General features: G+C 65.7%; 14 protein-coding genes. 6 read left to right on the top strand and 8 right to left on the bottom strand.

The window, feature by feature from the left end:
- Positions 1–33: 33 nt before the first annotated feature.
- The 3 genes from K940_RS0122365 to K940_RS0122355 all read right to left on the bottom strand — a co-directional run bounded on the left by K940_RS0122365 (position 34) and on the right by K940_RS0122355 (position 1,485).
- Positions 34–285, bottom strand: a complete 252-nt coding sequence (locus K940_RS0122365; RefSeq protein WP_028479290.1) for a hypothetical protein — start codon at positions 283–285, stop codon at positions 34–36.
- A 1-nt stretch (position 286) separates the two neighbouring features.
- A complete protein-coding gene (locus K940_RS0122360) occupies positions 287–862 on the bottom strand; it encodes a sigma-70 family RNA polymerase sigma factor (protein WP_028479289.1) in 576 nt (191 codons plus the stop codon).
- A gap of 329 nt (positions 863–1,191) precedes the next feature.
- Positions 1,192–1,485: a WhiB family transcriptional regulator gene (locus K940_RS0122355; protein ID WP_028479288.1), complete on the bottom strand. Its 294-nt coding sequence runs from the start codon at positions 1,483–1,485 to the stop codon at positions 1,192–1,194.
- Between the two features lie 611 nt (positions 1,486–2,096).
- Here K940_RS0122355 and K940_RS0122350 point away from each other — a divergent pair.
- From K940_RS0122350 to K940_RS29945, 3 genes are all read left to right on the top strand, one after another.
- A complete protein-coding gene (locus tag K940_RS0122350; RefSeq protein ID WP_051407455.1) occupies positions 2,097–2,975 on the top strand; it encodes a hypothetical protein in 879 nt (292 codons plus the stop codon).
- Positions 2,976–3,137: 162 nt separating this feature from the next.
- On the top strand, positions 3,138–3,716 hold the full coding sequence (locus tag K940_RS0122345) for a sigma-70 family RNA polymerase sigma factor (protein ID WP_028479286.1): 579 nt from the start codon (positions 3,138–3,140) through the stop codon (positions 3,714–3,716).
- Complete coding sequence (locus K940_RS29945; protein ID WP_081706564.1) at positions 3,709–4,839, top strand: anti-sigma-D factor RsdA; 1,131 nt, start codon at positions 3,709–3,711, stop codon at positions 4,837–4,839. Before K940_RS0122345 ends, K940_RS29945 begins: the two co-directional genes overlap by 8 nt.
- A gap of 154 nt (positions 4,840–4,993) precedes the next feature.
- On the opposite strand, the gene K940_RS0122335 is transcribed toward K940_RS29945, so the two are convergent.
- Positions 4,994–5,407 carry a DUF5319 domain-containing protein gene (locus K940_RS0122335; RefSeq protein ID WP_028479285.1) on the bottom strand — a complete coding sequence of 138 codons (414 nt, stop codon included), beginning with the start codon at positions 5,405–5,407 and terminating at the stop codon, positions 4,994–4,996.
- Between the two features lie 227 nt (positions 5,408–5,634).
- Here K940_RS0122335 and guaB point away from each other — a divergent pair, with 227 nt between their 5' ends.
- Both guaB and K940_RS0122325 read left to right on the top strand, forming a co-directional pair.
- Positions 5,635–7,179: an IMP dehydrogenase gene (gene guaB / locus K940_RS0122330; RefSeq protein ID WP_196812335.1), complete on the top strand. Its 1,545-nt coding sequence runs from the start codon at positions 5,635–5,637 to the stop codon at positions 7,177–7,179.
- Between the two features lie 159 nt (positions 7,180–7,338).
- Positions 7,339–8,499, top strand: coding sequence for a GuaB3 family IMP dehydrogenase-related protein (locus tag K940_RS0122325; protein WP_028479283.1), 1,161 nt, complete (start codon positions 7,339–7,341; stop codon positions 8,497–8,499).
- 86 nt (positions 8,500–8,585) lie between these two features.
- Here the strand turns inward: K940_RS0122325 and K940_RS0122320 are convergent, their stop codons facing one another.
- Positions 8,586–9,386, bottom strand: a complete 801-nt coding sequence (locus K940_RS0122320) for an alpha/beta fold hydrolase (RefSeq protein ID WP_036529871.1) — start codon at positions 9,384–9,386, stop codon at positions 8,586–8,588.
- 110 nt (positions 9,387–9,496) lie between these two features.
- Between K940_RS0122320 and guaA the strand changes: the two genes are divergently transcribed.
- Positions 9,497–11,074, top strand: a complete 1,578-nt coding sequence (gene guaA, locus K940_RS0122310; protein ID WP_028479280.1) for a glutamine-hydrolyzing GMP synthase — start codon at positions 9,497–9,499, stop codon at positions 11,072–11,074.
- A gap of 43 nt (positions 11,075–11,117) precedes the next feature.
- Here the strand turns inward: guaA and K940_RS32670 are convergent, their stop codons facing one another.
- The 3 genes from K940_RS32670 to K940_RS0122295 are packed head-to-tail and all read right to left on the bottom strand — an operon-like array spanning position 11,118 to position 12,966.
- Positions 11,118–11,261: a hypothetical protein gene (locus tag K940_RS32670; protein ID WP_155981066.1), complete on the bottom strand. Its 144-nt coding sequence runs from the start codon at positions 11,259–11,261 to the stop codon at positions 11,118–11,120.
- Between the two features lie 48 nt (positions 11,262–11,309).
- Positions 11,310–11,534, bottom strand: a complete 225-nt coding sequence (locus tag K940_RS0122300) for a hypothetical protein (protein WP_028479279.1) — start codon at positions 11,532–11,534, stop codon at positions 11,310–11,312.
- On the bottom strand, positions 11,527–12,966 hold the full coding sequence (locus K940_RS0122295) for a PspC domain-containing protein (RefSeq protein ID WP_036529869.1): 1,440 nt from the start codon (positions 12,964–12,966) through the stop codon (positions 11,527–11,529). Before K940_RS0122295 ends, K940_RS0122300 begins: the two co-directional genes overlap by 8 nt.
- Positions 12,967–13,012 lie beyond the last annotated feature (46 nt).

Below are 13,012 nucleotides of genomic sequence, written 5' to 3'. Positions count from 1 at the left end.
CCGGGGTGTGGGAAGGCGGCAGGGGGCCGGGGTTCAGCTGGCCACCGGTGGCTGCTCGGCAGCGATGGCCGCGAGCAGGCGCCCGCGCAACGACGGCGGTGGGGCGGTGGCGACTGCGGTGGCGAGGGCAGCCAGGGCCGCCTGTGTGTCGTCGACCTGCTGAGCGAACTCCTCGCGTAGCGCAGGGTCCTCGCCGTCGAGCAGGTCTTGTATTCCTTGATGGTCGTCGTCGTCGATCGATCCGAGCGCGACGGTGTGCGCGAGATCGATCTGGCGTTCGTTCATCTCACGTCACCCCCAAACTTCTCTTCAGTCGTGTCAATCCGTCCCGAATCCGGGACTTCACAGTAGGCAGCCCCACGTCGAGATAGCTTGCTACCTCCGCGTAGGTTCGACCGCCGTAATAGGCAAGCGAGATGGCTTCCCGTTGAGTTTCGGTCAGTGTGGCGAGGCCCGCCTGGACGGCCTGCTGTTCGAGCCTACGCTCGACCTCCTCGGTGACCTCGTCGAATTCGTTGCCCAGAACCCGCACGCCATACACGACTTCCCGCTGGGTTTGTGCCTGTTCGGCTCGAACTCGATCGACGGCCCGGCGATGCGCCAGCGTCATCAACCACGTCACGGCCGAGCCCTTCTCCGGGTCGAAACTTGCTGCCGTCCGCCAGACCTGCAGATAGACCTCCTGGGTGGTTTCTTCGGCGTATCCGGGGTCGTGGAGGACCCGCAAGACCAGACCGAAGACGCGTGCAGACGTCCGGTCGTACAGTTCGGCGAATGCTTCTTGGTCGGCAAGGCCGCATCGGTGCAAAAGCCCGGCGAGCTCGACGCTTTCGGCTGCGCGTGCCGTTACCGCAGGATCCACCGTGGGTGGGGAGGCTTCTCGGCGGAACGAGTCGCCTTCTGCGGCCGGGGGCCGCGTCGTCACAACGCTCCATTTTGTGTCATCGGCCACTACCGTAGCGGGTTGCTATCACCTCCCGATCGGTGGGGGTGCGCGTCGGCCCGCGGGGACCGACACTCCTGCGAAAGCGGCTACGTTCCGATCGCAACCTGCGCGCCGACCTACGGTGCGGAACCGATCGCGGTTCCCGTGACCGGCTCAGCTGAATGGGCGCCGTGGAGCCTGTTGTAGTCGCCTGTTATCTGCTAGGCATTCGATGCTCGGTGCCACGTGGATGGGAGAAGATTCGGTCAGACCGCCATCCGGCGGCGATGGCGTCGAGCGTGCATTTCGCGCTCGGCTTCCGACATGCCGCCCCAGATGCCATAGGGCTCGCTCACTTTCAGTGCATGCGCGCGGCACTGCATGAGCACCGGGCAGGCGCGGCAGATCTCCTTGGCGCGCATCTCCCGTGCGGTGCGGGCTCGGCCGCGTTCGCCGTCGGGGTGGAAGAACACCGCGGAGTCCTGCCCGCGGCAGGACCCTCGCATCTGCCAATCCCAGACATCGGCGTTGGGGCCCGGGAGGTGGGTCGGCATGGGCATGGTGAACTCCTCGTGGTGCGAGCTCGTCGACGTTGTCGAGCAGTTGTTCTGCAACGGTTTTTGGGCCACGGCGCCGTAGCGAGAGGTACCCAGGGGTGCGGCCTCGAACTCGCCGCGATTTCGGCCGGCGCCGTCCGTGGCGATGAGATACGTTATGTCCAGCTGCAAAATTCCGTCAATAGTCTGCGATAGCCGTTTCTGGTTCTCATGTCGATAAAATTAACCTGCCGAGTATTTACTTTCATGGCCGATCCAGAGATACTGATGGATTCGTCGCTGCACGGTATAGGGTTCGCGCGGGCGAATCGACTGAGTTTCCGCAGGTAGCGGCATCGGCTCTGATGTGCTGCCCAGACCTCCGTAAGCCGTGCGCGAGGCCGTGGCAGGCGGATGCCGGCGGTGCACGGGTCATGGGGACCGATGATGCAAGAAACGAGGCATGCAGGTTAATTGACAGAAATTCCTGTGAATTCCTGTCCAGGCTGCCCTTCGGGTGACGAAGCCATTTTACGTGATGGCAACACGGCCGCGACGGTTGAATGCGGCGGGTTGCTGACGCCTGGGACACTATTCGTCGGTGTCCCTGTGCGGCGCACGTATAGAGTGCGCCCGTGTCTGCATACACTCCGCTGGGAGAGTCACCGACCGTGGTCCTCGCCGACATCGCCTTCGGTGCCGACCCGGGTCGTGCCGCCGGCGAGCTACCGTCTGCCCCGGACGTGCTCGGGCGGTGGTATCGCGCGGTGGCGCTGTGCGGGCAGGGACGGTATGCCGCGGCGCGCGTCGAAGTGCAAAAGGTCTACGACCACACAGCCGACCCGGTGTTGCGGTCGTTGGCCGAGAGTACGGAGGGTTCCATCCTTCGTCAGCTCGGCTGGCACCGGCGCGCCGCCGCTTTCGACGGGCGCGCCGCAGCCGTGATTCTCGGCACCGATACAGCAACCAGCGGTGTGAGGGGTGTGGAGATTTCGAATACGCGGCAGAGCTATGTACCGGATGCGGCCGACGCGCTCTGTGACGCGCTCACCGGACTCGCTGCAGACGCGCTCGGCGCCGGCCGATTTTCGATGGCCAGTCGGTTGCTGCGCCGCGCCACCGCAACGCTGCCGCACGGCGGCAGTTGGCGACCGGAGATCCGGCTCCAGTGGGTATTTGCCGAAACCGCCATGGCAACAGGAGATTTCCGGGCAGCATGTGAGCATGCGGCAGTCGCGGCGCAACGAGCGGAATCCGCACCCTCGGTGCGGCACCAGGTCAAGTCCCGTCTGTTGGTCGCCGCCACGGCGGCCGCCGCCGGAGCCCGGGAGCGTTCGGACACGGTGGCCGCAGAAGTCTCCGTGCAATGCCGCGAATACGGTCTGCTTCCATTGCAGTGGGCGTGCGCCATGCTGCGAGCCGGACTGGGTGTCGAGACTGCGACGCAGGAGGCGGCCGAGTGCGCCGCAATCCTTGCGCGTCGTGGCGGAATGCTTCGTCCCTTGGGAGCTTGACGAATCTCACAACAACCGTTGCGGCGCCCAGGGCTCGGGCCCGACCATAGTGCCCGACGCGTCGTGCCGGGTCGCTATTGTTGATTCCGTTCCGCCCCTTCGGTGGAAGCACTGGTCACCATCGGACCGTGCCACTTTGTAACGCCGGGAATACCTCTGACGATGACGCACACGGGCGAAGAGTTGGCGCTTGCTGTCGCTGCCGCTGGGCGGGGTGACAGATCCGCTCTAGCCCAGGTACTGGAAATGATCCGCCCGCTCGTGGTGCGTTATTGCCGCGCGCGGGTCGGAGTCGCGGAGCGTGGGCAATTCTCCGCGGATGATGTCGCACAGGAGGTTTGCCTGGCCGTGATGACTGCCTTGCCCAGATATCAGGATCAAGGCAGGCCCTTCATGGCCTTCGTCTACGGAATCGCTGCACACAAGGTCGCCGACGCTCACCGCAATGCCGCTCGTAACAAGGCCGAGGCGATGGCCGAAGTACCAGATGTAACATCCACCGACCAAGGTCCGGAACAACGAGCTCTCGAATCCGAGACGAGCAGACAGATGAACCATCTGCTCGCCACGCTTCCGGAGAAGCATCGAGAGATTTTGATCTTGCGCCTGGTCATGGGTTTGTCGGCCGAAGAAACCGCAGTTGCCGTGGGCAGTACGGCAGGCGCGGTGCGAGTGGCTCAGCACAGAGCGCTCGCAAAACTCAAGTCGTATGTGGCGAGGGCAGGTGAAATGTATGGCTAGGGATGGCGAGGGTGGTCCGCACGACTGGAAGGCGCAGCTCGGATCGCCGAACAGCGGCCCCTACGCCGAGGCTTCCGCTGACGTCGCCCCGGTCGACATCGTCGCGGTTCGCCGCGACGACGCTCTGATCGACGCCATCGCAAGCGGCGGTCCGGTGAACACCGACGATGCCGAGGAACATCGGTTCGCAACACTGCTCAGGGATTGGCGGGCGGAGCTGATCGCTGCACCGATGCCTGCTGAGCCTGATCTAGATGTGATCGTGGCCGCGGTCAACCAGGAGATCGGCGCTCGGCAGGTCCGGCAGGAAGCCCGCAGCGGCGCACGACTGCGGCTGCTGCGTCCGATCCTTGGCTTCGCGGCCGCGGTGGCTCTGGTCATCGGTGGCATGACGGCGTTCTCCTATGGCGCGGAGCCAGGCGATCCGCTCTGGCGGGTCAAAGAGGTCGTCTTCAGTGAACAAGCCCAGACGACCGTCGTGCAGCGGGCGGACGACGACCTGACCGAGGCATCGGCGTTGGTGACGCAGAACCCGACTCAGGCGAAGGAGCGACTCGAGCGGGCCAAGGAGAACGCTACGCAGGTCAGCAATGTCGACAAGCGCAACGAGCTGATGACCGAGTGGCAACGTCTGTTCGTAGAACTTCGCAAGGTGTCGCCGGGGCTGGCCGACCAGCTCGAGCCGGTGACTGCGCAGTCCGGAGATTCCGTCACACCCTCCAGTGCTAGCACGACGACGACGACGTCGTCCGGCGCGGTGACCTCAGATAGCGGGCCGACAGTGCTGCGGATGCCGGGCGAGGGGGGCAGCGCTGCGTCGCAGTCGGCGGACGCGACGGAGCCCAACCCCGACGCGACCACCGTGCCCCCGACTGGGAGCGCTCCAACCGTGGTGACTGGCTCACTGTCGCCGACCACACCGCCGGCGGCAACTACCGCACCTACAGAGCCGCCGCGGGTGACTGAGGAGCCGACACCGCCGCCAGATGCGACAACGGCTGTCCCACCCCCCGGGGCGGAGCCGTCAGGCAACAATGGGCAAACCGAAGGAAATAGTGGGCAAACCGATGCCCCAGAGCCAGAGGACAGTCAGGCGGACCGACCGGGTCAGCCCGGTCGCTGATCGCGGAGAGCGGAGAGGGCAACGGCACGCCCGGTGCTATTTGTCGGACCCGTCCTCAGTAGTCGGCATCACGCCGTCGGTCGTGTGTGACGGAGATCCACGGGCAGCGGCTCCACGGTGGAGGGTGCGGTGAGGATGCGCGCAGAGCCGTGTTTCAGCCGTCGAGTCCGTCGAACCCGTCGCCCTGGAATGCCTCGTTCATCGAGGCGTCCGCGTAGCCGCGGCAGTAGTCCCACGTCACGTACGCTTCCGGTGTCGGATCGTAGGCGGGTTCATGGGGGCGGACAGTCCCGTCGACCAGCAACTGAAGCAGGTTGGCGCGCAACATGTCCCAGTCGTGGTAGTGGTCCTGCCTGCAGTCCTCGCAGCTGACCACGAGCCCACGGATACCACGGTGGGCCAACAGAGCTTCGTATACCGCCAGATCGGCGAGATCCTCCTCGACCGCGAGGCGCTCGTGAGGATCCAGCGGCTCGCCAGGCTCGATGGCATCGAGCGCGGCGGACGGGTCGGAGGGGTCTCCGGCGAACGGATCCGGCGGCAAGCCAGGTGGTAGATGGTCGCGCACACCCCCACGGTACGCAGAACAGGGCGGTCTGCGCCAGCGATGCGCTCCGCCAGTTTCGGTGCCGGGCTCGCTTCACTGGTGAGTTTTCCGGGCAGATACCATTGGGCGCAGGCTCCGGTGGTCGCGACAGCATTGCCGCCGAATGCCGCCGTCCATCCCATTCAGTCGTCACGGCGCCGGTTCGTCCGGCGCCGGTCGCTATCGAGGTCCAGGAGGGGTCGATCCGAATGAGTAGTCCCGTATCGGGCGAACGAATTGCAGTCCGCCCTCCTACGGGTGGTGACGATCCGAACAAGATTGCCATGCTCGGCCTCACCTTCGACGATGTGCTGTTGTTGCCGGCCGCTTCGGATCTGATTCCCAGCGCCGTGGCGACCACCAGCCAACTGACTCGAGAAGTCCGGTTGCGCACTCCATTGGTCAGTTCTGCGATGGACACGGTAACCGAGGCGAGAATGGCCATTGCAATGGCTCGTGCGGGCGGCATGGGAGTATTGCATCGCAACCTTTCGGCAGCCGATCAAGCGTCTCAAGTAGAGACGGTCAAGCGGTCGGAGGCAGGTATGGTCACAGATCCAGTGACCTGCCGCCCATCCGATACGCTTGCCGAAGTCGACGCCATGTGCGCGCGGTTCCGTATTTCGGGGCTTCCCGTGGTGGACGAAACCGGCGCTCTTGTGGGCATCATCACCAATCGCGACATGCGCTTCGAGGTGGATCAGAACCGCAAGGTGGCCGATGTGATGACCAAGGCTCCGCTGATCACTGCACAGGAGGGTGTGACTGCCGAGGCTGCACTCGGGCTGCTACGTCGCCACAAGGTGGAGAAGCTGCCGATCGTCGACGGCAACGGTCGGTTGCGTGGTCTGATCACGGTCAAGGATTTCGTCAAGACCGACCAATACCCGAATGCCACCAAGGACCGGGACGGGCGCTTGCTGGTCGGCGCAGCCGTCGGCGTCGGGGAGGACGCGTGGTCGCGGGCGATGACGCTTGCCGACGCCGGCGTCGACGTGCTGGTGGTCGATACCGCGCACGGCCATCAAGCACAGGTGGTGCAGATGGTGGCCAAGGTCAAGTCGGAGGTCGGTGACCGGATCCAGGTCGTCGGCGGCAATGTTGCGACGCGGGCGGGCGCAGCAGTCCTGGTCGAAGCGGGCGCCGACGCAGTCAAGGTGGGCGTCGGTCCCGGCTCCATCTGTACCACTCGGGTCGTCGCCGGCGTCGGAGCGCCGCAGATCACCGCGATCCTGGAGGCGGTCGCTGTTTGCAAGCCCGCGGGTGTCCCGGTCATCGCCGACGGTGGCATCCAGTTCTCGGGCGATATCGCCAAGGCCATCGCCGCGGGCGCGTCCTCGGTGATGTTGGGTTCCTTGCTTGCTGGCACCGCCGAGTCGCCGGGCGAGCTGATCCTGGTCGGCGGCAAGCAGTTCAAGAGCTACCGCGGTATGGGATCCCTCGGCGCCATGCAAGGCCGTGGACAGGTCAAGTCGTTTTCCAAGGACCGGTACTTCCAGGACGACGTGCTGGCCGAGGACAAACTGGTACCGGAGGGCATCGAGGGTCGCGTACCCTTCCGCGGGCCGGTCGACCAGGTCATCCATCAGCTGATCGGCGGGCTACGCGCGGCCATGGGATACACCGGGTCGCAGTCGATCGCACAACTGCAGGAGGCACAGTTCGTGCAGATCACTGCGGCGGGTCTGAAAGAGAGTCATCCGCACGACATCACCATGACTGTCGAGGCACCGAACTACACCGGTCGCGACTGACCCCACTACCGTCGTGGAGGTGCCGCTCGGTTCGCTGTGCATGGGCGGCCCTGGCGGTGGAGGTCCTTGCCCATGGGCGCGGTCGGACCGTGAAATGCCGACCGACCGGCGCTGCAAGAACTCGAGCGGCAGCTGCTGCAAGAACTAAGGAGAATTCGCGTGCGCGATATGGTGGAGATCGGCATGGGCCGGACCGCCCGGCGTACTTACGAGTTGGACGATGTCGACATCGTTCCTTCGCGTCGAACCCGATCGTCGAAGCAGGTCTCGCTGGCGTGGCAACTGGACGCCTATCGGTTCGATATCCCGCTGCTCGCGCATCCGACCGACGCGCTGGTATCGCCGGAGTTCGCGATCGAACTCGGCCGTCTCGGCGGTCTCGGCGTGATCAATGGCGAAGGGCTGTGGGCGCGGCACGCCGATGTCTCCGCGAAGATCGACCAGTTGCTCGAGGTGGTGGAGAAAGGGGGGTACCAGCACGCCGTGGCGCTGTTGCAGGAACTGCACGCCGCGCCGATGCAGCCGGATCTGCTCGCGGCGGCCATCGCGCAGGTCCACGCAGCCGGGGTCACGGTGGCAGTGCGGGTGAGTCCGCAGAATGCACGCGCTCTGACTCCGGCGTTGCTGCGGGCGGGCATAGACCTGCTGGTGGTGCACGGCACGATCATCTCCGCCGAGCATGTCGGCGACGGTGAGCCGTTGAACCTCAAGACTTTCATCGCCGAACTGGATGTGCCGGTGGTCGCGGGTGGTGTGAGTGATCACCGCACCGCATTGCATTTGATGCGCACCGGAGCCGCAGGCGTGATCGTCGGTTACGGCTCCTTCCCCGGTGCGACCACCACTGGGGAGGTGCTCGGTATCGGTGTGCCGATGGCCACTGCGATTGCCGACGCCGCTGCGGCGCGCCGGGACTATCTCGACGAGACCGGTGGCCGCTATGTGCACGTCATCGCCGACGGCGACATTGCCACCTCGGGGCAGTTGGCCAAGGCGATCGCTTGTGGTGCGGATGCAGCCATGCTCGGTGTACCGCTTGCGAGCGCCGCAGAGGCGCCAGGGCGCGGCTGGTACTGGCCCTCGGCGGTGGCGCATCCATCGGTGCCGCGCGGGTCGCTGCTCCATGTGGGCCAGGGGTGGCACCTCGGGGACGATTCGGGTGAAGCGCCCCGCCCGAGCTTGGAGCGAGTGCTGCACGGTCCGTCCAACGATCCGTGCGGTTCGTTGAATGTCGTCGGGGGCTTGCGGCGTTCGATGGCGAAGGCCGGCTATTCGGATCTCAAGGAGTTCCAGAAAGTGGGTCTGAGCGTTCGGGTGTGACCCGGCGCCTGTCCGGCATCGGGGTCGGTGGTTCATCGACCCCGCCCGGGGTCAGTGGTTCATCGACCCCGCCCGGGGTCAGTGGCTCATCGACCCTGGGCGCTCCTCATCGGCGCGCGCAGAAACTGCCGAATCGCGCGGTTCACCGGTCCCGGATGGGTCATTGTTGCCGCCAGATGCGCGTCTGCGATCTCGACGAACGTGGCCGCGGCCAGCCCGCGGGCCATCTGCTGGGCACGACGGCGGTCCATTCCGCTGGCGGTGGGATGGACCACCAAGACTGGGCACGTGATTTCGCGAAGTCGATTCGATACCGAATCTCGGTTCACCAAGCAGTTCGCCGCGACCTCGATGCCGCGCCGGTCGTGCGTCATCCACCGCTGGATCCAGATCGCCCGATACCGCTCGTCGTCGCCGATCAACCAATAGGCCAGTTGGTGCACGGCTTGCTCGTGGGTGCCATGGTCGTACCACTGTCGCAGGAACTGCAGCGTGGCGGCCGATTGCCCGGGCGTCGGACCGTGGGCTTCGGTGCTGATCAGGATCAATGCGGAAACGCGTTCCGGTGCGATCAGCGCGGTGCGTAGCGCGGTGAAGCCGCCTTGTGCGGTGCCGCCGACGACGGCGTGTTCGGCGCCGAGATGGTCGAGCACTGTCAGGGCGTCGCGCGCGGCGGTCCAGTAGGTGAACGGCAGCCCTTCGTCTCTGGTGCGGCCATGGCCGCGTGCGTCCCAGGAGACGATCCGGAATTCCGGTGCCAGCGCGGTCATTTGGGCGGCGAACATCGTACGGTCCATGAGGAATTCATGCGCCAGCAGGACTATGGGGCCGTCACCGCCGCTATCCTCGTAATGGATGTCGGCGTCGATCGCGCGAGCGAAGGGCACGAGCAGAACAATAGCCAGCTGTCCGGGTTGTGCGGGCCGATTCGAGTGGTTGGCTGCGCGTGCTGCGGTCGGGTGCCGCCGATCCTTTGGATTCGCTCGCTCACTAAACTGTGCGAGTGGCACATCAACGACCAGTCCTCGTTGTCGACTTCGGCGCGCAATACGCCCAGCTGATCGCGCGGCGCGTCCGCGAAGCGAGTGTGTTCTCCGAAGTCGTTCCGCACACCACGACGGTCGAGGAGATCGCCGAGAAGCAACCGCTGGCGGTGATTCTGTCGGGGGGCCCAGCGAGTGTGTACACCGAGGGGGCGCCGAAGCTGGATCCGCGGCTGTTCGAGCTGGGGCTTCCGGTCTTCGGCATCTGCTACGGCTTTCAGGCGATGGCGCAGGCACTGGGCGGCACGGTCACGCGCACCGGCACTCGCGAGTACGGTCGCACCGAGCTCGATATCGACGGTGGTTTGCTGCACGGCGGATTGCCTACCATCCAACCGGTATGGATGAGCCACGGAGACGCGGTCACCGACGCGCCCGCAGGGTTCGAGGTCACCGGTACGACCGCGGGTGCCCCGGTGGCCGCGTTCGAGGATCGCGCACGACGCTTGGCCGGAGTGCAGTATCACCCCGAGGTATTGCACTCCCCGCACGGTCAGCAGGTGCTGAGTCGGTTCCTGCGCGAGATCGCCGACATTCCGGCTGTGTGGACGCCCGCCAATATCGTGGATTCGTTGATCACCTCGGTCCGGGACCAGGTCGGTGACGGGCACGCGATCTGTGGGCTGTCCGGCGGTGTGGACAGCGCGGTCGCGGCGGCTCTGCTGCAGCGAGCCATTGGCGACCGGTTGACCTGTGTGTTCGTCGACCACGGCCTGCTGCGCGCTGGAGAGCGTGAACAGGTGCAGCAAGATTTCGTCGCCGCGACCGGAGCCAGACTGGTGACCGTCGATGCGGTGGGGAAGTTCCTGGGTGAGCTGAAGGGCGTCACCGACCCGGAAGAAAAGCGCAAGGTCATCGGTCGGGAATTCATCCGGTCCTTCGAAGACGCCGTCGGTGAGGTCGTGCTCGAGCACGGGAGCTCGGATGGCGCCCTCCCGAAGGTCGAGTTCTTGGTGCAGGGCACGTTGTATCCCGATGTCGTGGAGTCGGGGGGAGGTAGCGGCACTGCGAATATCAAGAGCCATCACAACGTCGGCGGTCTACCCGATGATCTGGAGTTCGAACTCGTCGAGCCGCTGCGGTTGCTGTTCAAAGACGAGGTGCGTGCCGTGGGGCGCGAACTCGGTCTGCCGGAGGAAATCATTGCCCGCCAACCTTTTCCGGGTCCGGGTCTCGCTATTCGGATCGTCGGTGAAGTCACAGCGGATCGGCTGGAAACTCTGCGTCGTGCGGACGCGATCGCGCGCGAGGAACTCACTGCCGCCGGCCTGGACCGGCAGATCTGGCAGTGCCCGGTCGTGCTGCTCGCGGACGTCCGCAGCGTTGGAGTCCAGGGTGATGGCCGCACCTATGGGCACCCCATCGTCTTGCGTCCGGTCTCCAGTGAGGACGCGATGACCGCGGATTGGACGCGTTTGCCCTACGAGGTGTTGGAACGAATCTCCACCCGGATCACCAACGAGGTCGCGGAAGTCAATCGGGTGGTTGTCGATGTGACCAGCAAGCCGCCCGGCACCATCGAATGGGAGTAGGTCCCCGTCTTCGTCGTCGAGTCGAGGTCCAGAGCCCGAGCGGTCACTGTGGTCGGTGCCAGGTGGCGCTGTGCAGGATCAGGTGCCCCAGGAGCGTTCCTGTGGCCCAGTGCTGTTGTTCCGCCGAGCGGGCCGGCCCGGAGGTTTCGGTGGAGTCGGTTTCTCGTGGAGTCTGCTCGGATCCCATTCGGATTCTCCTGCGGTCCAGTTGGTCTTCGGCCGGCGGGTCGGTTGGTCACCGTCGTCGACGCGGTGAAATCACCAAGGTGAGGCCGACGACTGCGGCGAGCACCACGATCCAGCCGACCGGAACCGTATCGGCCGCTGGCCAGGATTCCGGACCGGCGAAGGCCCATACGCTCACTGCGAGTACCAGCACACCCACGACGAGCAGTACATAGGACGGGCCGCGACGGGTCGCGGTCGAGTTGGCGGAGTCGGTGTTCTCGGATTCAGGCACGGCGCACCTCCACGCTTCCCATACGGACGTCGACGCGTAGATCGAGCACCGGTGATCCGGGGGTGTTCGGTCCACTCGTGCCTTCGCTACATGCGGCTTCGCCGAGTGACACAGTGCACCGAGTGCGAACGGTCATATCGGCGGGCAGCAGGACACGGGCTTCGCCGACCCGGACCGTGACGTCTACTGCGCGACTCTCGGTCAGCGTCAGCGGGCGTAGGTCCAACGTGCCGGAGCCCAAGGTCACCGTATAGTTCTGCGCCAATTCATCGAGTGCGGCCGGTGACCAGGTGTGTTCGCCCATTGCACCACGATGGAACTCTCCGGGACCGATCATCGAGGCGAGCAACACGAACGCGGCCAAGGGCGCGGTGATCACCAGCAGGCCATAGCCGCGGCGCCGGAATGCGCCGATCATCATGCCCAGGCCGACCACTGCGAGTGCCGTCGCGCCTATTCGGCCTGGAGTCATCCACTCCACCCCCAAGGCCGCGGCTGTCGTCGCGCCCGCTGCTGCAAGAATGGCCAGACCGACAACTACCGAGGTCAGCGGCGTGTAAGAGGAGCGTTTCGGTGGCGAGGCGGCGGGGGTAGCTGGGGTCGGCTCCGGGAGATCCCATGCGAGTGGAGCGACGCCCAGCGGGTCCCAGGAGGGTGGGCTGCGATCGTCGCGGAGTGCGGAGCCATGCGCCAGCGGCATGGTTCGGCCCTCGGGTATGCCGGGATAGGTGTCGTCGATGCCGCGTGTGACCGGCACGGGGGCGGTGTGATCGGTGGTGTGGGCGCTTTCGTCGTCCGTAGGTCTCACCGGCGCTTCGGGGACAGTGGAATGCGGCGGCCGGGTGTAGCCCGGGTGGGCTGCAGCGGTTGCGGCCGGCGCGGACATGTCGGGCGCGGACCGGGGCGCTCTGTGTGGGAAGACCGTTCCGGGATAGCCGGTGGCAGCGTTGTTCGGTGTCACATCGCCGTGCGCTTCGGCGCTGCTCGCCGGTATGGGGCTGCTCGGTGGTATGGGTGTGCGCATGTGCAGCATCCACCATCCTGCCAGCATCAGTGCCGCACTGATCGGGCCCGATCCGCCGAGACCGACGCCGAGCGGACCCATCGTGCTGACGGCGATGGCCAGCGCCACGATGAGCACGATTGTTTTCGTCTGCGACTGTGACGCGGGTCCCTTGCCGAGTAGGGATTCGACAGCCGAGGCTCGGTCGCCCTCTGCGCGCAGCAGCAGCCACGCCGCCAAGTACAGCACGACGCCCGCACCACCGAAGATCGTCGAGACCACGAAGGCGACTCGAACCAGTAGGGGATCGATGGTGTAGCGCTGGGCGAACCCGGTGGCGATGCCGGCGAGCGGGCCGTGCCGTGGCAACCGCACAGGCCGCGTCAGCCATAAGTGCTGCAGTTGATCGCCGAAGCCGGTTCTCGTCATGCTTCCTATGGTGTGCTCGGTCGAGGTCTCGGCACATCGGGGGGAA

The organism is Nocardia sp. CNY236 (assembly GCF_000482385.1).
Taxonomy (GTDB): domain Bacteria; phylum Actinomycetota; class Actinomycetes; order Mycobacteriales; family Mycobacteriaceae; genus Nocardia.
The sequence above is the reverse complement of the archived record's forward strand: the minus strand, read 5'-3'. Positions and strand labels throughout refer to the sequence as shown.

What these genes read in the sequence shown, in the direction of transcription:
- K940_RS0122365 (WP_028479290.1), bottom strand. Translation starts at nt 285, where the DNA reads ATGAACGAACGCCAGATCGATCTCGCGCACACCGTCGCGCTCGGATCG.
- K940_RS0122355 (WP_028479288.1), bottom strand. Translation starts at nt 1,485, where the DNA reads ATGCCCATGCCGACCCACCTCCCGGGCCCCAACGCCGATGTCTGGGAT.
- K940_RS0122345 (WP_028479286.1), top strand. Translation starts at nt 3,138, where the DNA reads ATGACGCACACGGGCGAAGAGTTGGCGCTTGCTGTCGCTGCCGCTGGG.
- K940_RS29945 (WP_081706564.1), top strand. Translation starts at nt 3,709, where the DNA reads ATGGCTAGGGATGGCGAGGGTGGTCCGCACGACTGGAAGGCGCAGCTC.
- guaB (WP_196812335.1), top strand. Translation starts at nt 5,635, where the DNA reads ATGAGTAGTCCCGTATCGGGCGAACGAATTGCAGTCCGCCCTCCTACG.
- K940_RS32670 (WP_155981066.1), bottom strand. Translation starts at nt 11,261, where the DNA reads ATGGGATCCGAGCAGACTCCACGAGAAACCGACTCCACCGAAACCTCC.
- K940_RS0122295 (WP_036529869.1), bottom strand. Translation starts at nt 12,966, where the DNA reads ATGACGAGAACCGGCTTCGGCGATCAACTGCAGCACTTATGGCTGACG.